The 25,343-nt window shown below is 54.5% G+C and carries 28 protein-coding genes and 2 pseudogenes; 28 read left to right on the top strand and 2 right to left on the bottom strand.

Annotated elements, in window-relative coordinates; translation table 11 throughout:
* The first annotated feature begins 67 nt into the window (after positions 1-67).
* From MARHY_RS05350 to MARHY_RS05455, 20 genes and pseudogenes are all read left to right on the top strand, one after another.
* Positions 68-490, top strand: a complete 423-nt coding sequence (locus MARHY_RS05350; protein WP_041654594.1) for a hypothetical protein — start codon at positions 68-70, stop codon at positions 488-490.
* Positions 491-664: 174 nt separating this feature from the next.
* Positions 665-874: a hypothetical protein gene (locus MARHY_RS18695; protein WP_014420886.1), complete on the top strand. Its 210-nt coding sequence runs from the start codon at positions 665-667 to the stop codon at positions 872-874.
* 96 nt (positions 875-970) lie between these two features.
* A complete protein-coding gene (locus MARHY_RS18480; protein ID WP_158011871.1) occupies positions 971-1,264 on the top strand; it encodes a ribonuclease E inhibitor RraB in 294 nt (97 codons plus the stop codon).
* A gap of 44 nt (positions 1,265-1,308) precedes the next feature.
* Positions 1,309-2,516 (top strand): IS3-like element ISMaq2 family transposase gene (locus MARHY_RS05365; protein WP_158011872.1). Its coding sequence is split into 2 segments (ribosomal slippage): positions 1,309-1,636 and positions 1,636-2,516, totalling 1,209 coding nucleotides; the frame shifts between segments, so codons are not numbered across the junction.
* A 45-nt stretch (positions 2,517-2,561) separates the two neighbouring features.
* Positions 2,562-2,690: pseudogene (locus MARHY_RS19075) on the top strand (ribonuclease E inhibitor RraB); the annotation flags it as partial.
* A gap of 84 nt (positions 2,691-2,774) precedes the next feature.
* Complete coding sequence (locus tag MARHY_RS18805) at positions 2,775-3,101, top strand: hypothetical protein (RefSeq protein WP_041654597.1); 327 nt, start codon at positions 2,775-2,777, stop codon at positions 3,099-3,101.
* Between the two features lie 432 nt (positions 3,102-3,533).
* A complete protein-coding gene (locus MARHY_RS05375) occupies positions 3,534-3,830 on the top strand; it encodes a hypothetical protein (RefSeq protein WP_014420892.1) in 297 nt (98 codons plus the stop codon).
* A 563-nt stretch (positions 3,831-4,393) separates the two neighbouring features.
* Positions 4,394-4,639, top strand: a complete 246-nt coding sequence (locus MARHY_RS05385) for a hypothetical protein (protein WP_158011873.1) — start codon at positions 4,394-4,396, stop codon at positions 4,637-4,639.
* A gap of 116 nt (positions 4,640-4,755) precedes the next feature.
* The gene (locus MARHY_RS05390) at positions 4,756-5,259 is read left to right on the top strand and encodes a hypothetical protein (RefSeq protein ID WP_158011874.1); all 504 of its coding nucleotides are present in this window, start codon (positions 4,756-4,758) and stop codon (positions 5,257-5,259) included.
* A gap of 789 nt (positions 5,260-6,048) precedes the next feature.
* Complete coding sequence (locus MARHY_RS05400; RefSeq protein ID WP_041654601.1) at positions 6,049-6,372, top strand: hypothetical protein; 324 nt, start codon at positions 6,049-6,051, stop codon at positions 6,370-6,372.
* 814 nt (positions 6,373-7,186) lie between these two features.
* Positions 7,187-7,594 carry a DUF4279 domain-containing protein gene (locus MARHY_RS19080; protein WP_041654603.1) on the top strand — a complete coding sequence of 136 codons (408 nt, stop codon included), beginning with the start codon at positions 7,187-7,189 and terminating at the stop codon, positions 7,592-7,594.
* A gap of 93 nt (positions 7,595-7,687) precedes the next feature.
* Positions 7,688-8,062 carry a nuclear transport factor 2 family protein gene (locus MARHY_RS05415; RefSeq protein ID WP_014420899.1) on the top strand — a complete coding sequence of 125 codons (375 nt, stop codon included), beginning with the start codon at positions 7,688-7,690 and terminating at the stop codon, positions 8,060-8,062.
* 67 nt (positions 8,063-8,129) lie between these two features.
* On the top strand, positions 8,130-8,591 hold the full coding sequence (locus MARHY_RS18700; protein WP_158011875.1) for a hypothetical protein: 462 nt from the start codon (positions 8,130-8,132) through the stop codon (positions 8,589-8,591).
* Positions 8,592-8,703: 112 nt separating this feature from the next.
* Positions 8,704-9,885: pseudogene (locus MARHY_RS18490) on the top strand (IS3 family transposase).
* A 6-nt stretch (positions 9,886-9,891) separates the two neighbouring features.
* The gene (locus MARHY_RS05430) at positions 9,892-10,317 is read left to right on the top strand and encodes a hypothetical protein (RefSeq protein ID WP_014420904.1); all 426 of its coding nucleotides are present in this window, start codon (positions 9,892-9,894) and stop codon (positions 10,315-10,317) included.
* A gap of 102 nt (positions 10,318-10,419) precedes the next feature.
* Positions 10,420-10,911, top strand: a complete 492-nt coding sequence (locus tag MARHY_RS05435; protein WP_197535989.1) for a 2-thiouracil desulfurase family protein — start codon at positions 10,420-10,422, stop codon at positions 10,909-10,911.
* A 172-nt stretch (positions 10,912-11,083) separates the two neighbouring features.
* Positions 11,084-11,680: a glutathione S-transferase family protein gene (locus tag MARHY_RS05440; RefSeq protein ID WP_014420907.1), complete on the top strand. Its 597-nt coding sequence runs from the start codon at positions 11,084-11,086 to the stop codon at positions 11,678-11,680.
* A gap of 243 nt (positions 11,681-11,923) precedes the next feature.
* Positions 11,924-12,658, top strand: a complete 735-nt coding sequence (locus tag MARHY_RS05445; RefSeq protein WP_197535990.1) for an alpha/beta fold hydrolase — start codon at positions 11,924-11,926, stop codon at positions 12,656-12,658.
* A gap of 41 nt (positions 12,659-12,699) precedes the next feature.
* Entirely contained in the window at positions 12,700-13,377 is a 678-nt protein-coding gene (locus MARHY_RS05450) for a class I SAM-dependent methyltransferase (protein WP_014420909.1), read from the top strand.
* 29 nt (positions 13,378-13,406) lie between these two features.
* Positions 13,407-13,703, top strand: coding sequence for an antibiotic biosynthesis monooxygenase family protein (locus MARHY_RS05455; protein ID WP_014420910.1), 297 nt, complete (start codon positions 13,407-13,409; stop codon positions 13,701-13,703).
* A 72-nt stretch (positions 13,704-13,775) separates the two neighbouring features.
* On the opposite strand, the gene MARHY_RS05460 is transcribed toward MARHY_RS05455, so the two are convergent.
* Both MARHY_RS05460 and MARHY_RS05465 read right to left on the bottom strand, forming a co-directional pair.
* Positions 13,776-14,258, bottom strand: coding sequence for a VOC family protein (locus MARHY_RS05460; RefSeq protein ID WP_014420911.1), 483 nt, complete (start codon positions 14,256-14,258; stop codon positions 13,776-13,778).
* Positions 14,259-14,332: 74 nt separating this feature from the next.
* The gene (locus tag MARHY_RS05465; RefSeq protein ID WP_014420912.1) at positions 14,333-15,289 is read right to left on the bottom strand and encodes a helix-turn-helix transcriptional regulator; all 957 of its coding nucleotides are present in this window, start codon (positions 15,287-15,289) and stop codon (positions 14,333-14,335) included.
* Positions 15,290-15,435: 146 nt separating this feature from the next.
* Between MARHY_RS05465 and MARHY_RS05470 the strand changes: the two genes are divergently transcribed.
* The 8 genes from MARHY_RS05470 to MARHY_RS05505 all read left to right on the top strand — a co-directional run bounded on the left by MARHY_RS05470 (position 15,436) and on the right by MARHY_RS05505 (position 25,294).
* Positions 15,436-16,071, top strand: a complete 636-nt coding sequence (locus MARHY_RS05470; RefSeq protein WP_014420913.1) for a glutathione S-transferase family protein — start codon at positions 15,436-15,438, stop codon at positions 16,069-16,071.
* 229 nt (positions 16,072-16,300) lie between these two features.
* A complete protein-coding gene (locus MARHY_RS05475; RefSeq protein ID WP_014420914.1) occupies positions 16,301-18,730 on the top strand; it encodes a metallophosphoesterase family protein in 2,430 nt (809 codons plus the stop codon).
* A 176-nt stretch (positions 18,731-18,906) separates the two neighbouring features.
* Entirely contained in the window at positions 18,907-19,635 is a 729-nt protein-coding gene (locus MARHY_RS05480) for a UTRA domain-containing protein (protein ID WP_014420915.1), read from the top strand.
* 98 nt (positions 19,636-19,733) lie between these two features.
* Positions 19,734-20,966 carry an NAD(P)/FAD-dependent oxidoreductase gene (locus MARHY_RS05485; RefSeq protein ID WP_014420916.1) on the top strand — a complete coding sequence of 411 codons (1,233 nt, stop codon included), beginning with the start codon at positions 19,734-19,736 and terminating at the stop codon, positions 20,964-20,966.
* Positions 20,967-20,983: 17 nt separating this feature from the next.
* Complete coding sequence (locus tag MARHY_RS05490) at positions 20,984-22,135, top strand: 2-aminoethylphosphonate--pyruvate transaminase (protein WP_014420917.1); 1,152 nt, start codon at positions 20,984-20,986, stop codon at positions 22,133-22,135.
* A gap of 31 nt (positions 22,136-22,166) precedes the next feature.
* Positions 22,167-22,994 (top strand): phosphonoacetaldehyde hydrolase, encoded by an 828-nt coding sequence (gene phnX, locus MARHY_RS05495; RefSeq protein WP_014420918.1) that lies wholly within the window; start codon positions 22,167-22,169, stop codon positions 22,992-22,994.
* Positions 22,995-23,129: 135 nt separating this feature from the next.
* Positions 23,130-24,134: a putative 2-aminoethylphosphonate ABC transporter substrate-binding protein gene (locus tag MARHY_RS05500; RefSeq protein WP_228703063.1), complete on the top strand. Its 1,005-nt coding sequence runs from the start codon at positions 23,130-23,132 to the stop codon at positions 24,132-24,134.
* Positions 24,135-24,223: 89 nt separating this feature from the next.
* On the top strand, positions 24,224-25,294 hold the full coding sequence (locus MARHY_RS05505; RefSeq protein WP_014420920.1) for a putative 2-aminoethylphosphonate ABC transporter ATP-binding protein: 1,071 nt from the start codon (positions 24,224-24,226) through the stop codon (positions 25,292-25,294).
* Positions 25,295-25,343: the final 49 nt, after the last annotated feature.

Raw genomic sequence — 25,343 nt, forward strand, 5'->3', positions numbered from 1 at the left:
TTGCGGCTTCGCCTCCATTTCGCAGCCGCGCATGCTGGCTGGCGTTAAAAGTCACAAGGAAGTATTCGTGGAATTTCTGTTAATACTGCTCATCCCACTTGGATTTATTGGAGTTTTCCTTTCGGCTCCCTTTTGGATCTCTCGGGTCACGAAAGCCGAGCATGAAGAGGTACTTACTGAAGCCCAAAACTATGAGGGAAAGGAGAGAGACGAGTTCATAGAAGCACAGCGAAAAGACAAACGCCTTGGCGAATACAGCAAGAGCCTCTCTGGAGGAGCGGTACTTATCTTCATAGCTGGACTTGCTCTGCTGTCAGGGGAGCTTTCGATTCGCGGAGGCGACCCAATAGTAAGCCAAGCTATTGGCGATGATCGATTCTTTGCTTTTGTAGGGATTATTTTGGTTTTGGGTGTTTTGCTTGCTGGATACGGGTTGATCGGGAAGTGGAAAAATGGAACGTTAAACAAGTCACGGAAGACGGACGCGTAGGATGCGCCGCTTCGTTCAGCGTTATAGGTCACTATGAAAATCGCGATAATCGTCTTATTAATTCTTCTGGTCGGAACCAACGCGTTTTGGGTTTACCAAGCACTAGACTCTGGCGTAACTGCTTCCTATCGGGATGACACAATCAATCGGCTCCAGAAAACTCAGGATCAGCTTATGGCTACCATACCCAAGCTGGCAGGTTCTCAGGAGAAGGCTGAAATTGTTGATACGTTCGAAGCTTTCACAGATCAAGAAACGTTCGAGAAAGAAGGCTGTACCTGGGTGGGTTGGGTAGGTCTGAAGTTTGGCGACGACGATAGATTGTTGGCGGTTTCGCCCTCTTGGTCATATCGGCAGGGAAATCCGTGCTTTGAGAACTTATAACAAGGCCATTAGTTCTGTTCCGGGCCGATGGCCCTCCACCGGACGCCCTTGTCAGGGCGCCGCTTATGGCTAGCGTTTAAATCACAGGGAAAGTCCATGCAGAGATTATTTGCAGCGATCATTATTTTCTTCGGTTGCCACGCCATTCAAGCATCTGAATTTGAACCAAACGTCGAGATGAACCAAAGGGTGATAAAGGCACTCATCGAGGCGGGTTCAGTTCCCACGAAGCCACATCCTATAGAGCATCATTTTTTATGCTACACCTCAGACTGTCTTCAAGAATTGCTGGAAAAAGGTGAATCGCTCGGATACCGGGCGGCTTATATGGGAGAGGATACTTATCAAGGCACCTGTAGTAGCCCCCATTTAAACCGGACACCTTGGTAGAAGCAAAGGCCTAGGCATAGACCTAGTGCAAAGGAGTGTCCAAGGTGGAGAGAATCGAAGTCATAACCGGAGTGCAGCGCCGTCGCCGGTATTCCGCGCAGGAGAAAGCATTCATGGTTGCAGAGTGTGAGCAGCCAGGCATGTCGGTATCGCTTGTAGCCCGGCGTCATGGTATATCAGCAAGTCTGTTGTTCCGTTGGAAGAAGCTGATGAAAGACGGTGGCATGTCCGCGATTGAATCCGGTGATGAGGTTGTAAGCGCATCCGAGGTGAAAGCCCTGAACAAGAAGGTTCGGGAGCTGGAGCGGATGTTGGGCCGCAAGACGATGGAAGCTGAAATACTCCGGGAAGCCCTGGAGGTGGTTCAGTCAAAAAAGTTGATCTCGCGCATGCCGTTGCTGCCACCGGACGATACCCTCTGAAGCGGGTTGCGGAAGTGCTGAAGGTGTCGCGCTCCAATCTTTTGGATCGCCTTCATGGTCGCCAGAAAGGCCGAAGCCCGAGATACAGCAAACAGGACGATGACCGGCATTTACCGTTTATCCGTGAGCTGTGCGAGGCCCGTGCTGCCAATGGCTATCGAAGGATCACGGCTCGACTGAATCGGTTGCTCGCAGCCAACGATGAGCGAGTAAACCACAAGCGCGTGTACCGACTGATGAAGCAGAATGGGCTGCTGTTACCCCGGTATACAGGGCGACCTCAAGAGCGCTGCCACAATGGCCAGGTTATTACGTTGAAGCCGGACCTTCGCTGGTGCTCAGATGGCTTGGAGATCCGCTGCTGGAACAAGGAGGTTGTCCGTGTAGCCTTCAGCCTGGACTGCTGTGATCGTGAGCTGATGCGCTATGTAGCGACCACTGGTGGCATCACCGGTGAGATGGTTCAGGACCTGCTGCTGGAAAGCTTGGAATACCGGTTCGGCCAGTCAGAGCGAGTGCCTCATCCACTGGAGTGGCTGACTGACAATGGCAGTTGCTACATTGCCAAAGAAACGCGAGCCTTCGCGTCCTCTCTGGGCTTTGTCGTGTGTACCACACCGGTGAGAAGCCCTCAGAGCAATGGCATGGCTGAGGCCTTCGTGAAGACGTTCAAGCGGGACTATGTGTACCTGAACGATCTTCCTGATGCCGCCACAGTGATGGCCAGGTTGCCGGAATGGATCGAGGACTATAACCGCAGCCACCCGCACAAGGGGCTGAAAATGAAATCGCCCTGGGAGTACCGGGCGGAACTGGCATCAAACGAATGAGGTGGTGTCCGGTTTAGCGGGGGCAACTACAGCACCCACTATTGGTATGGGGACCTAGTAAAAGAAACCGTTTTAGACCTTCACATCATCAATCAGCAGAATTCACTTATGCTCAAACTGGCGGACGAATTCAATGCAGACTATGACGGTTGGGGAACACCAATTATCAAATAATTTAACAAGGCGCATCAGTACTTGGCCTATGGCCACCGGGCCGCTTTCAGCGGCCGCTGTGCTTCAGCGTTATGCGGTCACTGAATGAGCATTGAGATTGTTCTCGCAATATCAGCTTTCCTCTTGGTCATTCCGGTGTTGATCACCCGCTGGCTATGGTTTTGGGTGTTCTCGCTGGTATTGGGGCTCCCGATGGTTGGGGTTTGGGCGGTGTATTTTTACCAAACATCGCAGCCTGAATACTCTGGTTCTCCACAGGAGTTTTTTGGCATCCTCATAATGGTGCTGGTCTCAGGCTCCTTAGCAGTGGGAATGTTCCTGCGGTACATTCGGTGGGTAATTGGACTTAAAGTACACGAAATTAGGGCGGCAAAGGCGTTGGGTTCCGGCGCCCCAGGGAGTAACACATAACCAGCTGTTGTAGTTCGTTCCCGGCCTGACAGCCATCCACCGGACGCCTACTACGCTGCGCTCCTTATCGGCAGCTTACCCAGGGCGTTATGCAGCGCTTACCGCGGACGGGGCGAGCTAATGGACAATGAGATGCTTCCACCATGGCTTCAGTATCTCGACATACCGTTGGGGTCTATCGGTTAGCGAATGGGTCTTGGCGAAGACTACTGGTACAGATTCGTTGATTGGTTCGGCAGCCTTAGTGGGAGAGAAAGGGAACGCTACCGGGAGCGTTACCCAAAGCCAGAAGACTGGGCAATGTTTTGGCCTCATGTTCCTGAAAAGCTGGAGGCCTATGTTGGAAAAAATGCATAGCCAATCGTTCAAGTTCGCTACCGGCCTGGCGGCCGTCCGCGGACGCCTAACATCCAGCGTTATGTGTGAGGGACCATGCACGAGTACTATCGAATAGAACAAGGGATATGGCCTCATTTGGAGAAAGCGGGGTTCGTAAAAGAGTCTGAGAATGATCTGGTCGATTATTGTGGCTCAATCAGAACGATCTTCGCGAAGGATGAAAGGCGGGTTCTCCTGGAATGGGACGGAGAAGAGGACTTTGGCTTCGCTGAAGTATGGCGTAATGGTGAGTGGTGCGCATTACCCACCAAAGTATTGGAGTCCAAGAAAGCTGAAGTTCAATCAGCAATCAAAAAGTTGTGTGCCGATTTACAGGGGTATTTGAATTGAGCCTGGCTCTATTAAATTACCAGGCGGTCAACCGGACGCCAAAAGCAAGGCACTCTTGGTTCCCTCCGCTGCGCTCCAGCGCCGGTTACCGCAATCGTTATAGCCCAAGGAGATTCGGTGCTGGTCTGGGATGAGGCAGATGTGCTATCCGTGCTTGAGGTACTTCCGGAAGTGGAGCACGACGGTATTTGGCATAGGTACGTAGTCCAGAGGCATGGAATTGAGCTTACTGTAACTATTTACCAATATGACGCTGATGTTTGGTTTGAAATGCGATCATTAGGCATTGAGAAGCCAATTTTCTCCATGCGGGTTACCGATTGCCCTGGTATAGCACGCAGGCTTGATTCTACTGGCGAGTATTTGGAGTTTGCCGCGTCAAAGTGTTTTGGTTCGCGCTATGACGGGGAGCAACCAATGCCTTATGGTGTCCGTGTATACATTAAGCCTACGATCAACGTGGCACTGTTCGGGTAGGTTATAACAAATCGATTAAGTTCGTTCCGGTTTGGCGGCCTCCACCAGACGCCCCTGTCGGGCCGCTTATCATCGGCGTTATGTCCATGAATAGACGCGTTATTTTTACAATAATTGGCACCATGGTAAGCGCGATCGTGTTCTGGAATGCGTTGGCCGAGGCTGTTGTGCTCTACGAAATGTGGGCGACTGGGGCATCCACACGGGCGGAATTAGTAGATGACATGGGTTTAGGTATTCTGTTGCTCGTAGTGGTTCCACCGGGCACGATCATCCTGTCGTCGATCATTGCATGGGGAATTTGGCGGCATCTGAAGAAGCGACAGTTATAGCGCATAACCAGTTGTTGTAGTTCGTTTCGGGCCTTCGGCCCTACATCGGGCGTCCATTTCGCTGCGCTGTATGAGCGCCGCTGAACGTCGGCGTTATGTACTCTAGGGAGCTGGGCTTGGATTTCGAGTTAATTAGAAGAGCTGCAATCTCTTCGCTCCCGGCGTTAGTCGTCGCTTTTGGGGCTTACCGGTTAGTCAAAGCATTTTTCTATACGCCTGCTCCTTCAGGCCCCGCCTCACTTGGAAGAGCCTTCGGATTTCTGTTTTCGGGAGAAGTCATGGGGGCTGTAACTATTTGGTACCTCTCCTATGTATGGTCATTCTTGGTTGGTGAAGAGTTCATCAATGCACTCCGGCTAAGTTTCTTGGTTTTAGTGTTTGTTTTCGTGAGCACTGGCGCTGGGTACTTAGCTGCGCATAGCTACGAAAAAGTGGGTGGTATGAATGCTAAAATTTTTGTGGTGACTGGCTTTTTCCTGCATTCACTAATTTCTTCGATAGCATTTATGCGATCCGGGTATGTAGTTATTATGCTATTAAGCTTTATCCCGAGCAGCATTTTGGGGGTATTTCTGCAATTAAGAATACATAACCAACCACGGCAGCCAGACGCTCATTAAGCGCGCCGCTGCGTTCCGCGTTAGGCCTGAATATCTATGGAAACATTCATCGCGAATTGTAGTCAGTATAGGGCCTACGACCGCAGGCTAAAGCAAGAGGGTAGCCTTACGATATTGGTGCGAATCAGTATTCGCGGAAATCACCATAAAGGCCCTGTTCCGGTATCTGTCGTCTACGAAGCCATATTTCGGCCATAGGAGAGATACTGGGAGATTGATAAAGAGTACCCGGATGAAGAGCCTTACCCAGTGATCTATTCAAAAGATTTTTCTACAGCGGAAGATCGAGATTTTTATGTGGAAAGAAATTTCGACTTCGGAACCAAGCTGGCATAACAAGTTGTTGTAGTTTGTTTCGGCCTGCAGCCTCCACCGGACGCCCCTGTCGGAGCGCCGATAAACGTCAGCGTTATGGCGCTTTACGTACATTTCGTCTACATTTTCTGGGTTGCGCCAAGATAGTTGGAGGGCAATTAACATGGAGGTTGCACAGTGCGCTAGCACCTCAATCCTGGAGAATGACCATGAAAAAAATAATGCTAAGTTTGGTTCTTGTTGTGTTCGCCTCGACGGCGTTCGCTCATGGTGGCGGTTGCCGGAAAGACAGCCCACCTGGGCAATGCTGTCACGCAGGTTCACAGCCTTATCATTGCCACTAAAGCTGTGTTTTCCAGCGGAGCTTGGCTGGTTGAGCTATAACCATATGGTCAACCGGCAACCAAAAGCGTACCGCATTTGGTTTCCTCCGCTGGCGCTCCGGAGCCGGTTACCTCAGCGTTAAGAGGCATCATGTTCTGGAAGAATAAAGGATCATTCAGGCTCATTCCGGTGCTCCCCAAGAACTATCGAAGTATTTGCCTGCACGCGATAGAGATCGCGTCCGAGCCCTGCGTGGTAGTTGATAATGATGTGGTTACCGACTTCTCCGAACGAGGCAAGCTCACTCAAAAGGGCATTCGCAACTGCAGGAATCTAGAGATTCGGGATGGGGGTGTTGGAATCGTGGGCTTTCATGATCATCCCAGTGAAATGTGGATCAATGAAAACTACCAAGATTTCGCCAATTACTGCGAACACCAAGGTTGGCTTCAAATTCAAGGGCCGGCCTCTTAACAATCGGCTGTTGTCGGACGCCCCTACGCTGGCGCTCCGGTGCGCCGCAAGGTCATGACGTGATACAGAATCTGCGGAGAATTGAATGTTTGGAGAAGTTGGCTTTTCGCCATGGGTGAACTGGGAGGCCAGAGCCGAGGTCAATGGAAGAAAGCTTCCAGGCGTCTACTTCATCGCTCGGAGCAAAAATGAGCCTAAGGACTTTAGGGTCAATAACGACAGCATTATCTACATAGGTGAAACAACCGGCCAAACTCTCGGGGATCGCCTGAGGCAATTCAACACGTCAGCGTTCAGCGTAAAGCCTGGACACTCAGGAGGCAACACGTTCAGAGAAACCATGTCTCACGATACTGATGCACCTATGCTATGGGTGTCTGCCTGCCCTGTAGAAATGGGAGAGGTCTACACCGCGGCTTATATTAAGTATCTGGAACGGCGCCTAATTTGGGAATATGTCTGCACATACGGATGCCTTCCACCATGCAACAGTCAGTAGGCTTCTAGTATAACAATGCCATTAAGTCTGTTCCCGGCCGATGGCCCTCCACCGGGCGTCGCTGACGGGCCGCCGCTATCGATGGAGGTTACATCGAATGGTATGACTCAAAGCGTCAAGAATTTGGGTTGGGCATGAAGTCTACCGAGGGCAAATATATTTTTATCGGGGTTGGCGGTGATTTGGTCGGTGCGTACTGTGCCATGTAATCAGTAAACAAGTGAATTAAGCGGGCCGTTTTGAGCTGGCGCTCCAAATGGCCGCTTATTCGGTGTGTTAGCTGTAAGAACGAGAAGGTCCGAGAAAAGGAACGCTATGATTGAGGATCTGAGAGTATATTTTGGCGTGTATGGATTTGAGTGTGATCATACAACGATTACGAATCAATTAGGTGTACCTCCGACCTCCGCTTGGAATAAAGGAGAGACCTATAGGGTTGGTTTCTCGAGTGCGGTACGTACGCATAGCCGATGGTCTCTTGGTACTGGATTGAGTGCTTCGGCGTCGGTGGAGGACAATTTAATGAGGTTGGTAGAGCTATTGGCGCCAATAATTGATCGAGTTAACGATGTTAAGCAACAATTCGAAGCTAGCTTAGTTGTGGTTCAGCATTTCAGGACAGCCAACAATGATTTCTCTCTGTCTGCAACGTGTTTGGAGAGAGTTAGTAGTTTGGGGTTGGACTTGTGGTTTGATCAGTACTACGAGTCTCGTACCAGCTAACAAGTCACTGTTGCCGGACAATTTTTCCACCGCTTTGCGGTTCCAAAATTGTCGCAAAGTTTTGCGTTAATTTCTAAAGACAGGGATCAGTCCATGCATCACGAAGATCTTAAGCAAGTGCGAGAAAACTGGTACTCGGCTTTTTTCGCAGGTGACGTTGAGCACCTTGCTCGGGTCCAGGCAGACAATTTTACGGTCACTACCGAGCGTGGTGTCCAATCCAAAAAATCCCAGATCGACGCGATCTCGTCAGCCAAGCGCAATGGCAGTTGGTTTCCCCAAGGAGGGGAAAAACACGACACTGCGTTAACCATTCAGGATTCTGGTAGCAGCACCACTGTCACTGGTCAGGGGTATACCATTTCTGGTCAATCCCCAGGGCCGGTAGTGGCGTTTTCGGAAACCTGGAAGTGGGATGGCGCTGCTTGGCAGGTTGTCAGTCTGAGCTACGGTGCAGCCCGAAACTAAAATTAACAAGTCACGGAAGTCGGACGCGTGAGACGCGCCCCTTCGTTTTGGCATTATGGGAAACTCTATGCAAACCACTAGCGTATTTGAAAGCAAGGAGTCTGGCCTTGGATATGGTGGCTGGCTTCGTTGTTTTCGGGTATTCAATGGTATTAATTGGGGGATAGGAGTATTGGTGGTTCTGGCGCTGCCTCCCTTGTTTTTGCTTACTTGGGGAAACAACTCTCAAAATGACTTGAATCTTATTGCATCATTGGTGAGGTTTATTCCTGGAGCTGTGATTTCCTTTTTAATATGGAAGTCGCTACTAATGAAATCGGATAAGGTTCCATCAAAGATTAAATGGTTAATGAGGATTGATCTGGCGCTGAGTCTTGTAGCGATCATGCTTATATATTATTTATATATGCGAGGTTACGTTAGTGAAAAGCCAGCACCGATCCTATTTGGTATTATTTATTATGTGGTCTGTTCCTCTTATTTTAAGCGCTCAAAGCGAGTTGCTTCATACTATGGTGTCAATTCTTGAAGCCCCACATAACGCGCAGGCACAGCGACACCTAACTGCATTGCGGCTTCGCCTCTGGACTTCCCCCACTTCAGTAGACACGCATCGATAACTCCGAAGAGGGAGAAGAACGATGCCTGCAATGAACACGGGGAAGAAGACCCAAAGGTACAGCATTGAGTTCAAGGTCAAAGCGGTGGAATGGAGCTACCAGGCGCACCGGAGCGTGAAAGGCGTAGCGGAAGCGCTGGATATACACCCCTTCATGCTGTCACGCTGGCGAAAGGAATACCGAGAGGGAAAGTTCGCCATGAAACGGGTCAAGAAAGCGCCTGATGAAGCCAAAAAGCTGATGAAAGAGAGGGATGAAATCAACCGTCTGAAACGCCGGATAGCGGAGCTTCAGGAGGAAAATGACATCCTAAAAAAGTTTCAACGTTTTCAGGCAGAGGAACGACGGAAGCGTTCAGATTCGTCTGGAAACACCGAGGACAACACGGAGTAAAGGCGCTGTGTCGTCACCTGAACATATCTCGGTCTGGCTACTACGCCTGGGCAAACCGCAAGCCCAGTCAGAGAGCTGCTGAGAATGCTGATTTACTGTTGAAGGTTCGAAGAGTCTTCAACGACAGCAAAGGCCGCTATGGCAGTCCACGGGTCTACCAGGCTCTGCGTCGAGAGGGGCTGGTTGTCGGCGAGAACCGGGTTGCGAGGGTCATGCGGGAATGGGGAATGAAAGCCCGTGTTGCTCGCGTGTATCGCCCGAATGAGGACGCTGAGGGAAGACCTGAAAGCCTTGCCCAATCATCGACTGGAGGCCGACAAACCGGTCGCAGCGAATTTGCAGTGGAGCAGCGATGTCACCTACATCAAGCTGGGCAAGAAATATGTGTTCCTGGCGGTTGTGCTGGATCTGTATTCCCGACGCATCATCAGTTGGCGGCTTGGTGAGAATCTGAGCGCAGATTTTGCCAGGGCAACGCTCAGGGAAGCCTTCGCGAGCCGGAAACCGTCCCCGGGCCTATTGTTCCATACGGATCGTGGTATCGAATATCGCGCTCATAAGACCCAAGCTCTGCTGAATCGATACTTGGTACGGCACAGCATGAACCGCCCAGGACAGTGTACGGATAATGCTGAGGTGGAGTCCTTCTTCAAGACACTGAAGGGCGAGTTGCTGCACGCCACGAGCTTCGTGACGATGCGGCAATTACGGAAACATATAAGTAACTATATTGAGAGCTTTTATAACAGCCAAAGGCTGCACAGTGGTCTTGGTTACCGGACTCCGATAGAGTTCGAAGGAATCAATTGATGGGGCGTGTCCATTTTATTGGGGGAAGTTCATTCCCGGCCCGACAGCCTTCCATCGGATGCTGTTTACGCAAGCGTTAACCTCATTGACAATCTGGAGAGCCTGACATTGTGGAAGTTTGATCCCGTCATCAGGGATGCTAGCTATTATCGTCGGCGCTGGTCATTCATTAATGGTTTGTTCAGTTTCGTGTTCCTGGTTGCCGGTACGGTGGCATTCTATTTCGACAATGTGACGCTACCTGGACGCACGGGACTCGCTGAGTTTTCGGGTAAGTGGGCCCACGGGGTAGGGGTGGCTTCCTTTTTTGTTGCCGCCTATTGGATTTATATGTCGCTAAAGGAGTATCGAGTCTCTTTACTCATACTCATAGCGCCGTTTTTAGCTGCGGCGGCGGTGTCGGCAACTTTGCTCGCCATCAAGTATGGTTAACAAGTTGTTGTAGCCCATTCCGTCCTGTGGCCTCCACCGGACGCCCTTGTCAGGGCACTGCTTATTTCAGCATTAGAACCGCAACCCTGAGGGGCTAGTAATTTGAGAAAAGTATTAATGAGTGCATGCCTTTTAGGTAAAAAGGTCAGATACGATGGTGGAAGCCTTTCGGTGCACGATCAACTTGTGGAGAAGTGGGTATCTGAAGGCCGGATCGTTTCCGTCTGCCCGGAAGTGGAGTCCGGGATGAGTATCCCCAGGAAGCCTGCGGAGATCTTCGGAGGTAGCGGAACCAGTGTGTTAGACGGTGAAGCTGACGTTTTTGAAAAAGGCGGAGATGTTGTCACCGATGATTTTATCGCAGGTGCCTCCATTGCTTTGGAGCTGTGCAAAAAGTTCAACATTGAGATAGCTGTACTGGCTGAGTCCAGTCCTTCTTGCGGCAGCTCTTTCATCTATGATGGTAGCTTTTCAGGTAATCGGACTCCTGGCATCGGGGTTACGGCCGCGTTGTTGCGTCGGCATGGTATTCAGGTGTTTAGCCAACATGAGATAGCGGATGCCAATAAGGCCATCCACGCGACGAGTGCGTGATGGTGGGCGTTATGAAGCAAGTTTTCGGCAAAGTGTTCGGAATCGGTGATGGCAATGAACACGGGATCATTTGAAAGACTACGAAACCGGTTACTGAAGAGCTTTCTATTGTAGTTCGTTCCGGACTGGAGCTTACATCGGGTGCTCCTGTGGGGCACGGTAAGGAGAGCAGATGAAAATTTACGGTGATGCCAAATCCGGCAACTGCTACAAAGTTCAGCTGGTGTGCAACCTCCTGAACATCGACCACGAGTGGATTGAGGTCGATATTCTGGCTGGCGACACCAGGTCCGACGAGTTCTTGCGAAAGAACCCGAATGGCAAAATACCTTTGCTTGAACTCGATGGAGGCGAGACGCTTTCCGAGTCCAACGCCATTATCAACTTCCTGGCAGGCGGATCGGCGTTATACCCCGAGGGTGGGCTGGCTCAAGCGCGTATCCTGCAGTGGCAGTTTTTCGAACAATACAGCCATGAGCCTTATATCGCGGTAGCCCGCTTCATCAATAAGTACCTTGGGCTGCCTGATGACAGAGCTGAGGAATATGCGTCGAAGCAAGCCGGCGGCCACAAAGCGTTGCGAGTGATGGAGCAGCAGCTTCAGAAAACGCCTTATCTCACAGGGGAGCATGCGACCACGGCAGACATCTCGCTTTATGCCTACACCCACGTAGCTCACGAGGGCGGCTTTGAACTGGCAGACTATCCGGCGATTCTGGCATGGCTGAAGCGTGTGGCTTCGTTGCCAGATTTCAAGCCGATGGCCTGAGGCCATTGGCTTTTCTGAGCTTTCCAATCCAGTGAACCGGATGCCCGCGTCGGGCGCTTAACAACAGCCTTGTATGAACCAAAGGGATTGTTTATGCATAGATCGATAGTGTTGGTTGTGTTGTCTTTCCTCCTGCTGACAGGCTGTGCCTCTCACCAGATACCTGTCAGGCACAAGGTTGCCCTGTCTTCTGACTCAGAACGAATCGCTTATGACGTGGTCGGGAGTGGAAAAACGGCTCTGGTGTTTATCCACGGCTGGAGTTGTGACGGACGCTACTGGCAGCAACAAATACCGGCGTTTGCCGGCGATTATCAGGTGATTACGGTTGATCTGGTGGGCCATGGGCACTCATCGGTTGGCCGCTCTGATTATTCGATGGTGGCTTTCGCTCACGATGTGAAGGCCATTGTCGATCAAGAGCGCATTGAACGTGCGATTCTGGTAGGGCATTCGATGGGCGGTGCGGTGATTGCCGAAGCAGCCAGATTGATGCCGGCCAGAGTTGTTGGTGTGATAGGGGTTGATACCTTACAGAACGTTGCGGAGCGAATTCCCCAAAGTGTCGTTGATGAAATGGCTCAGCCCTTTGAGGCTGACTTTACGTCGGCGGTAAAGGATTTTGTCGCACCTATGTTTCCTGAAGGTGCCGATGAGCCATTGGTTTCCTGGGTGAAAGAAGATATGTCTTCTGCGCCAAAGGCCATTGCCTTGAACGCTTTCCGAAACTATCTCGGGCGATATGTCACTGGCGAAGCGGCCACTGCGTTTGATGAAGTCAGGGTGCCCGTCATCTCGATAAACGCCAGGTTATGGCCGACAGCGGTGGAAGAGAATAGAAAACACATTGATGATTACCAGCTTATGTACATTGAGGATGCTGGCCATTTCCCGATGTTGAAAAGGCCTGAGGCGTTCAATGAGCATTTGAAACAGGCCATTGATTCGATCGAGGAAAAGGGCAGTAAACCCATTTAACTGCCGGGCAGGGCATGCTTGGTGGCACGCGGGAATTCTGAATGAGCAGCAGCTCCAATAAACCATCCGAGTTGGCGCAAAGCTGGATAACGAATGCCGAACTCTGGACCTCGGCGGTCCGCGACGGCGATATCGAGAGTCGCCGCCTGGTGACTGATCAGGCCATGGTCAACGCCGTGCTCGCCCAACATCCGAGGCGGGTGCTTGACTTGGGGTGCGGAGAAGGTTGGCTGGTACGGGCGCTCGCCAGTCATGGTGTTGACTGCGTCGGGGTGGATGGCTCACCCGGGTTGATTGAAGCGGCCCGGTCCCTTGGGGGAGGACGATTCCACGTCTGTACCTATTCTGAGCTTGTCGACGATGCCCGGAAGATAGGCCACAACTTTGATGTGGTGTCTGTGAATTTCGCAATCCTCCATGAAGACGTGGCCGGGTTATTGCGGGCTCTCCGGCCGTTGCTTGCTCCTCGGGGAAGAATGGTCATGCAGACGGTGCATCCCTGGTTGGTGAGCGGCCCCTATCTCGACGGTTGGCGCAATGAGGATTTTCGGGATTTCCCGGGAACATGGCAATCCATGCCCTGGTACTTTCGCACGCTCGGCTCCTGGGTAGCGTTGTTCCGGGACTGCGGTTACTCCATTGTTGATATCGCAGAGCCACGCCATCCCGTTACCCAGCAGCCAGCGTCGCTTTTGATCACGCTTCACCGCCATTTATAGGGCTGGCGGTACTTCTTGCAGGAGGCAGTATGATTCGGGTTGTTTACCGTTGGAAAGTTAAGGAAGAGAACTTCGCGGACTTCAAGAAGGTTTGGGTTCGCACCACCAACCATATCCATGAAACCGTGCCCGGAGCCCTGGGTAGCTTTATGCTCCGCAGTCCTGAGGACAAAACCGAGGTGCTCACCGTCGCGAAATGGGATTCCGTGGAAAGCTGGAAAGCATTCTGGAGCGGGGAAAACCCTGCGCAGATGGTGGGCATGCGGGCACTGGGGGAGCGCGTTTCAGTGACGCACTATGAGGAAGTCGAAGACTTTACCCGTTAGCTCTGGCTGCAAAGCGTCAATCGACCAGCCAGTGGCGTTTCTTGCTCCCATCAATTGCTCCAGGTGTGGCTCTCAGGGGCCAACCGCTGCCTCGATAGCAGCAATATCGATTTTTCCCATGGTCATCATGGCGTCGAAGGCACGCTTGGCAACACTGGGGTCCGGGTTATTGATCGCCTCGGTAAGGGCCACGGGGGTTATCTGCCACGAAAGTCCCCACTTGTCTTTGCACCATCCGCACGCACTTTCCTCGCCCCCGTTATCGACTATGGCATGCCAATAGCGATCTGTTTCTTCCTGATCCCAAGTCGCAATCTGGAAAGAGAAGGCCTCGTTATGCTGGAAGGCGGGGCCGCCGTTGAGCCCAAGGCAGGGAACGCCAAGCACCGTAAATTCAACCGTTAAGATGTCGCCCCTGGATCCGGCGGGATAATCCCCGGGTGCGCGCAATATCCTGCCGACTGAGGAATCGGGGAAGATGCTGGTATAAAACTGAGCGGCCTCCTCAGCCTGGCCGTTGAACCAGAGGCAAATGGTATTTCTCGGATGTGTCATGGCAATAACCCTCCTGGACGTTTGGTTTGTGTCTATGAGTCTAGTCGGTTGGGAATGGTCGAAATCGACAACGGCTATCGGCAACTATCCAGAAGGCGAGTGGCGTGCGCCTTTACCGCGTGTTTGAGCTCAGCAGGGGAATGAATGGTGAAAGCAAAGGTCAGCTGGGCTAGCCAGCTGGCGAACCACTCGAAGCTGTCGACGTGGGTTTCCATCAAAAGGCCATCGGCAGTTTGCTGAATGCCATCACGGCAGTATTCGCCGGGATCAAATAATGAGGCTAGCGTTGCAGGATCGGTATGAAAGGTCAGGGATACCGCGTGGGTATTGTTCCAGGCCATGAAGCTCTGGTGCAGGAATTCTGCGGCATCAAAATCTGCAGGCCGTATGAAGCGGTCTGCGAGCAGCTGAACCTCGCTGATTCGGTCCAGTCGGAATGAGCGCATGGCCGACCGGAGATGGCAAAATCCCGTGACATACCAGCGCCCCTGTCTGAAAACCAGGCCGTAGGGGTCGATGTTCCGCTCCATTTCGGGGTGTTGTGGAGCGTGGTATATGAAATGGACTGAACGAGCGGTTTCTGTGGCAGTGGCCAGTGTGTCCAGTGCATGTTCATCCAGATTGGGCTCTTTGCGCGGCAGGATTACTCTGGCTGTCTCGCTGATGGCCCGAGCCCGACTTTTCAGCTTGTCGGGCATTACCCGCTCCAGTTTGGCCTGAACACTGGCAATGGCGGGCGCTGCATCGGTCAATCCAAGTTGCTTCGCGGAAAGCAGGCCCAGCGAGATCGCCAGCGTTTCCTCGTTGGTGAACATCATCGGCGGTAGTTTGAAGCCCGCCACCAGTCTGTACCCACCGTAGCGTCCCTGTTCTGTCATCACAGGGATACCCAGATCCTCCAGTATCCGGATGTAGCGCCGAACCGTGCGCCGGTTTACGCCCAGCCGTTGCGCTAACTCCCCTCCGCCCAACTGGCCATGAGCCTGAAGTAGTTCCAGAACAGTCAATACACGGGTGGTTGGGCCAGACATGGGCGCCTCCGGGGAGCTGAATCAGCCGTCAGATGATGCCACGAATTATTTCATTTATTTAGGACGGATTCTTGCCTAATTGCCGCATAAGCTGGCGCTGCAGTACACACAATCATGAAAACAACTGGCAGGAAAAGGAGATCAATATGTCAGATCTGACGCTTTATACCCATCCCATGTCCCGCGGGCGCGTGGTTCGATGGATGCTGGAGGAAGTGGGTGCCGATTATACGGTGAAAACACTGGAGTTTGGCGGGGATATGAAAGGGCCGGAATACCTGGCCATTAACCCGATGGGCAAGGTGCCCGCTATCAAGCATGGCGACGTGGTGGTGACTGAAGTCGCCGCGATCTGTGCCTGGCTGGCCGATCGGTTCCCGGAAAAGAATCTGGCTCCCGGGCTCCACGCACCGGAGCGTGGCGGGTATTACCGCTGGCTGTTTTTTATGGCGGGGCCTTTTGAAATGGCGAGCAGCGCCATCGCTTATGATTGGCGGATCGATAGCAGCAACGAGCAGGCTGTAGGATGTGGGCCAGTCAACGACAGTATTAAGGTACTGGAACAAGCGCTGGCAAAAACTCCCTATATCTGCGGTGATCAGTTCACGGCTGCAGATGTGCTGGTGAGTAGTTACCTTTGGTGGGAAATGATGCAGGAAAACATCCCCAGGCTTGATGTGTTCCGGGAGTACACCGACAGACTGGAAAGCCGGCCAGCGGCCAGACGTGCCAACGCACTGGACGATGAACTGGCAGAGCAGCTCAAAGCCGCAGTGGTCTGATTTTGCCGGCTCTGAGATACGGGGCATGACAACCTTGCCGGGCAGGCCTGCTTGAGACGGCCCGGCACGGTTACAGGCATCACCGGAGTCGTTCGCAAGGGGGCATCTGGTATGTACCAGTTGTCATGAATCTTTAAGGTGACCGCAACACAATAATCACAGGACTGACACTTTCTCCCTCTATTTTGGTAGGTACCAAAACTGGTATATACCAATAAAGGAGAGTTTCATGTCTTCCCCCTACCGCATACTGCTGGCAGCCGGTGCCTCGGCCCTGCTGCTGACAGGTTGTAACGATTCCAGTTCGAGTTCTGACGCAGCTCCGGCCCCTGGCACTGAGCAGCCGGGCAACCCAGACCCTGTGGTGGTGCCGGCGCCTTCGGCAGAGCAGCCCCCCGATTTTATTGTCAGGCCGTATTTGCAGGCACCGGGTAGCGATACCATGACGGTGATGTTTGAGACCGAGAACACGCAGCCGCAGGTGTGGGTGCGTCCTTTCGGCAGTTCGGACGAGTTTCAGAAGATTGACGCTGGCGTTCACTCCGAGGATGGCCTGGTGTATCGGGCGGTCATGTCGGGGCTCCAGTCAAATCGTTTGTACGAATACTACGTGCTGACGAACGACGCAGGCGGAGTGGGGCGGGTGACGCAGGCCTTTGCCTTCAAAACCTGGCCAGATGCGAGCGACGATGTTGATCAGGCGCGGTTCATTGCGATCAGTGACACCCAGCTGGATCGGGAGATCTACGAGGTGGTGCTGAACAACGTGGTGACAGATGGTTTCATGACCGAGGAATGCAACGGTACTCAGCCCGAGACCTGTGCCGAGAACATTGCTGCCATCACTATCTCAGGGGACGTGGTACAAACCGGCGGCAACCGTTCCAACTGGCGGGACCAGCTGTTCGGGCGAATGGCAGATATCACACCCTACGTGCCACTGATTACGGTTCCGGGTAACCATGACTACTACTCGAATGCGGAGCTGGAGCTGTATCGAACTTACATGTCGCCACCGGAAAACGGATCGGTGGGCTATGAGGATCACTGGTATTTCATCGATTATCTGGACCTTCGGTTGATTGGGCTGGACAGCTACCCGATTTCGGGCGCCCACGGCAGTTTCAATCGCGAGACCTTGGCGGTTCAGCGCCAATGGCTGCGGGAAACGCTGCTTGATGCCGAAATCCAGCAGAAGACCTTCGTGATGGGCATGTTCCATCACGGCTGCCTGTCTGAGATGTGGAATGTGGGGGAAAGCATTGGTTCCTGCGAAATGGTGTCTGAGCTGGAAAAATACAGCGACCGCACCGGTGCGGTCACCGGCCATTTCTTCGGGCACACTCATTCCTATTCCCGCGGGCAGTCGTTAAACACGCCGCACCTGTGGCTCAACGCAGCCAGTGCCTCAGGCTACATTGAACCACTCGACAACGCCGATCATCAGAACAATCAGATCAGCGACTACGATACCTTTGAGGTCAGCCGTAGCGAGTTTGGTTACAGCGTGCTGACGTACCGTTTTGGAGCGGACGCCTCGGTGACGTTGCAGCGGAAAAAAGGCGGGTATGAAGGTGATACCGAATTTGAGGTGGTGGATGAGGTAACCTTCGCCAGTAACCGCAATGACAACCTGCCGCAGGCAACCGCGGGAACGGGTGAGCTGCCGGCCACGGATATTCAACTGGCGGTGAACGTGGGAGCGCCTGAGCAGGTGCACGAAGTGCAATGGCAGATCTCCGAGAATGAGCAGTTCGAGGGGGTCGTGTTTGACGTATGGGGTAACGAAACCCGGCGCCACAATCTGTTCTATGATGAAGCCACTCAGGTGGGCGGTGATGAATATCAGGGCTATGAAGCCATTGATACCCAGCAGGGCGCCGATATCTTCCGTCTGGATCTGTCGGAGCTGTTAAGCCTGAAGACCGTCCGTCCGGGGGGGGATGACTACTACCGCTGGAACAAACGGTTTGCCTCTCAGAATACGCACGTTTCCTCCTACGATGCCTACGGCGGACAGCCAAGGCCCACTCTGGGGCTGAAGCCCGGCACCACCTATTACTGGCGAGCCCGGGTGAGAGACTCGCAGATGAACTGGTCGTCCTGGAGTGAGGGCTACAGTTTCAGCCTGGCCGGCACCCGCACCCCGAACCTGCTGACCAATGGTGATGCAGAAGCCGGAGACCTCTCGGCCTGGACGCTGTCGAGCGGACTGGTCAGTGCCATCACGGCCAACAACAACGGGGGCTTTGGTGCGGCCGAGGGCGACTACTATTTCGCGGGCCGAGGGTTCGGCCAGGGGTTGCCTGGCGACTGCTGCACGGATTCGGCGTTCCAGCAGGTGGATATTTCGTCCTACGGGCAGGATATCGACGCCGGTAAGGTGTATCTGGATCTCTCGGCGCAAATGACCACCTGGTCGGCGGATGATATACCGGAATTGAGGATTGAGTTGCGCGATGCGAACGATCAGCCGGTGGCGTGGAACCAGTCGCCGGAGCGTACCAGTACCTCCATCAAGAGCTGGGAAACCCAGTCAATAGAGGGCTTTTTACCGGCCGGTGTCCGCAGCGTGGTGGTGCACATTGGCGGTGAGCGCAAGGCCGGCAACGACAACGACGTTTACTTTGATAACGTGTCGCTGAGTTTGCTGTACTGAACGATCTCTGCTCATTGAAAAGCAATAGACGGAAACCCCGGGCCGCCGATGTGGCCTGGGGTTTCTTATTTTAACGTACCGGGTTCAGGAACTTACGCCCTTCGCCCGTGCTCTGTCATACTGTCGTCACAGTGCCGGCTTAGCGTGGCAGGTTTTGTGGGTGACAGGAGCGGAGTATGCAGCAGCAAGCGTTTGCGGAGGGTACCCTGCCGCTTTATCTGAGGGTGCGAGATCAGTTAGCGGGGCAGATCGACAAGGGAGTGCTGACCCCGAATACCCGATTACCCTCCGAGCGAATCCTGGCCGAACAATTCGGCACTACCCGCGTCACCACCCGTCTCGCGCTCGCGCAACTGGAAGCAGAAGGAAAGATCTACCGCTCCAATCGCCGTGGCTGGTTTGTTTCTCCGCCCCGGCTGATCTACAAGCCAACGCACGATTACAGTTTCTCAGACAACGTTACCGCTCAGGGGCGAGTGCCCGAAACCGAAACCCTGGATGTCACCGCGACCGAGGCCAATGCCTGGCTTGCCACAAAAACCGGCCTGGCTGTCGGCGATCCGGTGATCTGGCTTCGTCGGCGCCGTCAGATTGATAGCCGGCCAGTGCTGGTTGAGAACATTTACCTGAATGCGACCCGCTTGCCGGGCATTGAGACATACGATTTCAACCGCTCGCTCTGGAAACTTCTCCGGGAGCAATACGGCGTGGAACTGAAGGGTAAGCGAATTGAAATGTATCCCACGGCGTTGGTGGATCCTCAGGCGAGTGCCATCGGTGTAACGGCTGGTACCGCAGGGCTCTATGTCACCCGTTGCAGTCAGGACGGTCAGGGAGGCTTTATCGAGTTCGATGAAGAGTTCTGGCTGCACGATGCCTTGAGTATTCAGGTTGAAGTGAGCTGACCACTCCGGCAGATCGTCTCCGGACTGTCATCGGGTCTTCATAAAACCGTCACAGTTCCTCGGCAAACTGGTCTATACCAGATGAGCGAGGAGCTACCATGCCCACACCCCATCATCCGGATGTCGTCATTATTGGAGGCGGCATCCTCGGATGCGCGATTGCCCGATATCTCAGTCGTTTACCCGGCCTCAGCGTCACCGTGGTTGAGCGACACGGCCTCGGAGAGCAGACCACCAGCTACGCGGCTGCGCTTCTTACCCGTATCCGTCCGCATTCGGCCTTGACGGCTTTGGCCATGGAAACCTTTCGCGCCATCGAGGAAATGGGGCAGAGCAGCGGTGAGCCCTTACCGCTCAGAAGCGTTGGCAGTCTGCAGGTGTCTGCGCGACCAGACGGGCTGCGCCAGCTCGAAGAGACGGCCCGGCGAGCAAAAGAGGCCGGCGTGACTGCAAATGCGATTGCCGTGCAAGATGCCATGCAACTGGCTCCGTGGCTTGATTTGACACCCGATACTGCCGCCCTCTGGTTGCCGGACGATGGCTATATTGATCCTTATTCGTTGTGCATGGCTTATGCCGCTGAGGGGCGCCGCCGTGGTGTTCGGTTCCGTCTGAAGCAAAGTGTCAGCGACCTGCTTATGCAGGGTGGCCGGGTAACGGGTGTTCGCCTAGGGCATGGTGAAGTGCTCTCGGCCGGCCTGGTGGTTGATGCCGCCGGCCCCTGGAGTACGGCTCTGGCCAGGCAAGTGGGTGTTCACCTTGGCATGGCGCCGGTGCGCAGTCATTACTGGATATCCGCACCTGACGCTCGTATTCCTGCCCATGGCCCGATGACGATATTGCCCGACAGTGGCGCTTATGCGCGGCCAGACGTGGGCGGTTTGCTGTTCGGTCTTCGGGAAGCACAGGCCGTGGTTGCAGACCCGGCGGTCCTGCCCGAGAGTCTGCAGGGCTTCCGCTTCGATACCGATCCAGCGGGTGAGCATGCCCTTGAGGACGGGTACGCGTCACTGCGGTCTCAGCTTCCCCTGCTGGACGAACTCCGGTTGGCCCACTACGTCAGCAACGTTTCCAGCTATACCCCGGACGGCTTCTACCTGCTGGGCCCCATGCCTGGCATTCAGGGTTTTATCGCTGCAACCGGCTGTTCCGGTGCCGGCATTGGTATGTCGGGAGGCATTGGTCGATTCATCAGCGAACTGATAGCCGGCCAGCCGACCTTCGTCACTTCCGAGCCGTTTCGCCTGGACCGGTTTGGCGCCATTGATCCCTTTGATCCTGATTTTATCCACCGCTGTGCTGCGGCACGAGCCCGCAAACGCACTGGCTAATTCCGTTGGAGACTCCAATGACCCCGAACGATCCGTATTTACTGACCCCCGGTCCGCTGACCACCAGTCTGTCTGTGAAGCAGGCCATGTTGCACGACTGGGGCTCCTGGGATAACGACTTTAATGAGCTCACCGCAGAGGTGTGTGCGCGTCTGCTGCGTGTGGCCGGTGGCCAGGATAGTCATGTGTGCGTTCCCATGCAGGGTAGCGGTACCTTTGCGGTGGAAGCCACGTTGGGCACGCTGGTTCCCCGGAACAGCACCACGCTGGTACTGATGAACGGAGCCTATGGACAGCGAATCAGCAAAATTCTTGATCGCTTGGGCCGTCGATGTCTGGCCATCGACAAAGGAGATTACCATCCGCCGCGGGGTGACGAGGTGGCACGGACACTTCGACAGTACCCGGAGATTGATCAGGTGGTGGTCGTTCACTGCGAAACCAGTTCGGGCATTCTCAACCCGATTCCTGAAATCGCCGAGGTTTGTGAAAAGGCTGGCAAGCGCCTGATTATCGACAGCATGAGCGCGTTTGGCGCGTTGCCGGTCAACGTGGCGGAGTTACCCTGTGCGGCGCTGATTTCGTCCGCCAACAAGTGCTTTGAAGGTGTGCCGGGCTTCGGTTTTGCCATAGTGGACAAGACCCTGCTGTCTGAATCCGAAGGGCAGTGTCACAGCCTGTCGCTGGATCTGCACGACCAATGGCGGTACATGGAAAGAACGGGGCAGTGGCGCTATACGCCGCCGACCCACGTGGTCGCCGCCTTTTTGCAGGCCCTGCGAGAACACGAGGCCGAGGGCGGTGTGGCCGGTCGTCTTGCCCGCTACAGCCGAAACCGAGACCGACTGGTGGCGGGCCTTCGCGAGCTAGGGTTCCAGACTCTGCTGGCCGATGAATGGCTGTCTCCGATCATTACGACTTTCCTGTCTCCAGACAGCCCGGATTTCGATTTTCCCCGTTTTTACGAGGCCATCAAGGCCCGAGGTTTCCTGATCTATCCCGGCAAGCTGACGGTCGCGGAGAGCTTCCGGCTTGGCTGTATTGGCCAACTTCATGACCCGCAGATTGATGCAGTGGTGGCGGCGATTGCCGATGCCTGTCAGTCGCTGGGAATGCCGGTGCCGGTACCCCCTCCGGCTGCTGCGCCAGACAATCTTGAAAACCAATGATCTCACTCTGATCGCAAAAGGAAGAAGCGTTATGCACAGTTACACCCGTCGTTACACCGGTCCTCTGCAAGCGGTGATTATGGACCTTGCCGGAACCTGCGTGGATTTCGGTTCACTGGCACCGATTCAGGCCTTTCTCCAGCTCTTCCGGAACGAGGGCATTGATGTCTCCGAAACCGAAGCCCGGGAGCCCATGGGGACCGAAAAGCGTGAGCATATCCGTTGTTTGCTGGCGATGCCCCGCATTCGGAGCCAATGGCTGGAGGCTCATGGTAAGGCGCCGGAGGCCGCTGATGTCGATCGCCTCTATGAGGCATTTCTGCCCCTTCAGACCGCGGCGATTGCGGAACGGGCAACACTGATTCCGGGTGCTCTGGCGCTTCAGGATCTGCTTCGTGAAAAAGGCATCAGGTTGGGGGTGAACACCGGATATAGCCGAGACATGGTGAACGTTATGCTGCCGGGGCTCGCGGATCAGGGGTTTATGCCGGAAAGCGTGGTTGTGGCGACAGAAGTGCCGGCCGGTAGGCCGGCACCCCACATGAGTCTGAAAAACGCACTCGAGCTGGGCATTGGCGCAGTTCAGGCCTGCGTCAAAGTGGACGACACAGGGACGGGTATTGAGGAAGGTCTGAATGCGGGTATGTGGACGGTGGCCGTAGTGGCCTCCGGTAATTCAGTCGGATTGAGTGAAGCTCAGTTTTACGCCCTTCCGGAGAACGATCGCGAAGCGTTGCTGGCCCGTGGTCGCCAGGTGATGGCGAGATCGGCAGCCCACTATGTCATCGATTCGATACAGGACCTGCCGGGCGTTATCCGCGATATCGAGAGGCGTCTGGCAGCGGGAGAGCGCCCCTGAGGGACCGACAAGGAAACGTCATTGATCTGTCACGTCTTTGCAATCAAATGTCCCTAAGGTGGTGGTTAGCGAATCTGGTATAGACCAGAAAGCCTAACCGAACTGATGCCGTAAAAGGAGAGTAGCGTGAAACACCTGAAAAAAGCCCTGGCCCTGACCGCCCTGATGGCGGCCGTTAACGCCAACGCCCAGACCGAACTGACCGTGTACACCGCGGTTGAGGCGGAAGATCTCAAGAAGTATGCCGCCCGATTCAATGAAGACCACCCGGACATCAAGATCAACTGGGTTCGCGACTCCACCGGTGTCATCACCGCGCGACTGCTGGCCGAGAAAGAAAACCCGCAGGCAGATGTCGTTTGGGGGCTGGCGGGAACCAGCCTGCTGTTGCTGAAGAACGAGGGCATGCTGACGCCTTATGCACCGGAAGGGCTGGAAAAACTGTCGCCGAAGTTCCGTGACCGCGATGAGACTCCCTCATGGGTGGGCATGGATGCCTGGATGGCGGCGGTATGCGTCAACACCATCGAGGCTGAGAAGAACAATTTGCCCATGCCCACCAGTTGGCAGGATCTGACCAAACCGGTGTATCGGGGCCATGTTGTGATGCCGAACCCGAACTCTTCCGGAACCGGTTTTCTGGACGTTTCAGCCTGGCTCCAGTTGATGGGCGAAGACAAAGGCTGGGAGTTCATGGACGGCCTGCATCAGAACATCAGTCGCTATACGCACTCCGGCTCCAAGCCTTGCAAAATGGCTGCTTCGGGTGAGACCTCGATTGGTGTGTCTTTCGCTTTCCGTGGTGCCCGTCTGAAAGAGAAGGGCGCGCCTCTTGAATTGGTGTTCCCGGAAGAAGGGCTGGGCTGGGAAGTTGAAGCGACCGCCATTGTTGACGGCACCGACAAACTGGAAGCCGCCCAGACTCTGGTCGACTGGTCAATCACCCGCCAGGCCATGGAGATGTACAACGAAGGCTACGCCATTGTAGCGATGCCAGGTGTGGCACAGCCGGTGGAACATTTTCCCGCCAACGCGGAAGCGCTGATTATCGACAACGATTTCGGTTGGGCCGCCAGTAATCGCGAAGCCATTCTGACCGAGTGGGCGCGTCGTTACGACGGCAAATCCGAAGCCAAGTAATCCGCTCGGAGCCGGGCGCAGCCCCGGCCTGTGCGACCGGGCACCCGTTCTGGTGTGCCCGGGCAGATATTGGAGAAGCAGGGGGTACCATGATTCAGCATACCCAGGGAAGTCGTCTGGAAGTCCGGGGCGTAAACAAGTTCTTCGGCGAGTTTTGTGCGTTGAAGGATATCAATCTCACCATTGAGCCCGGTGAACTGGTGTGTTTTCTGGGGCCGTCCGGATGTGGCAAGACGACCCTGCTTCGCATTATTGCCGGGCTTGAACAGCAGAGCTGCGGCACGCTCCGACAGGGCGATGTCGATATCTCGCAAAAGCCGCCCCGGGATCGTGACTTCGGCATTGTGTTCCAGTCCTACGCGCTGTTCCCGAACATGACGGTAACCGACAATGTGGCGTACGGACTGCGTAGCATCGGTATGCCCAAGGCCCGGGTTCGTGATCGGGTAGACGAGCTTCTGGCCGTGGTCGGGCTGGAGGATCACGCCCGCAAGTATCCCGCGCAGCTTTCCGGTGGCCAGCAGCAACGGGTGGCGCTTGCCCGAGCCTTGGCGCCATCCCCGGGCCTGCTGCTTCTCGATGAGCCACTCTCAGCTCTGGATGCGAAAGTTCGCCACCACCTTCGCAGCGAGATTCGCAGCCTGCAGAAGCAACTGGGCGTTACCACCATCATGGTAACCCACGATCAGGAAGAAGCCCTGGCCATGGCAGACCGAGTGGTGGTTATGAATAACGGGGTGATTGAACAGGTGGGAACACCCCTGGACATCTACCAACAGCCTGCTTCGGCGTTTGTGGCGTCGTTTATCGGGGCAATGAACTTTTTCGACAGCGCTCCGGTGAACGGGCAGCGTGTTCGCCTCGGCAATCGGGAGCTGGATCTGGTCAGGCCGCTACCGGCCACGCCGGACGGCATTCGTCTGGCGATTCGGCCTGAGGATGTTCATCTCCTGCCGCAGGGCGACGGTGAGTGGGAAGGCCAGGTCCAGGCGATGGATTACCTGGGGGCCTTTATTCGCACCCACGTCCGGCTGCATGGCGTGGAACTGGACCTGGTGGTGGACGTAGACCCGCGCTCTGCCCGACAACTGGAATTGCGGGTGGGCGGTGCAGTCTGTCTCAACCTGCCGTCTGATGCCTTGCATTGCTTCGCGGCCTGAAAGAGGTCGCGAAAACCCGATGCCCTCGTTTCACCCTGGTAAGACCTTC

This window comes from Marinobacter nauticus ATCC 49840, assembly GCF_000284615.1.
GTDB classification, from domain to species: Bacteria; Pseudomonadota; Gammaproteobacteria; order Pseudomonadales; family Oleiphilaceae; genus Marinobacter; species Marinobacter nauticus.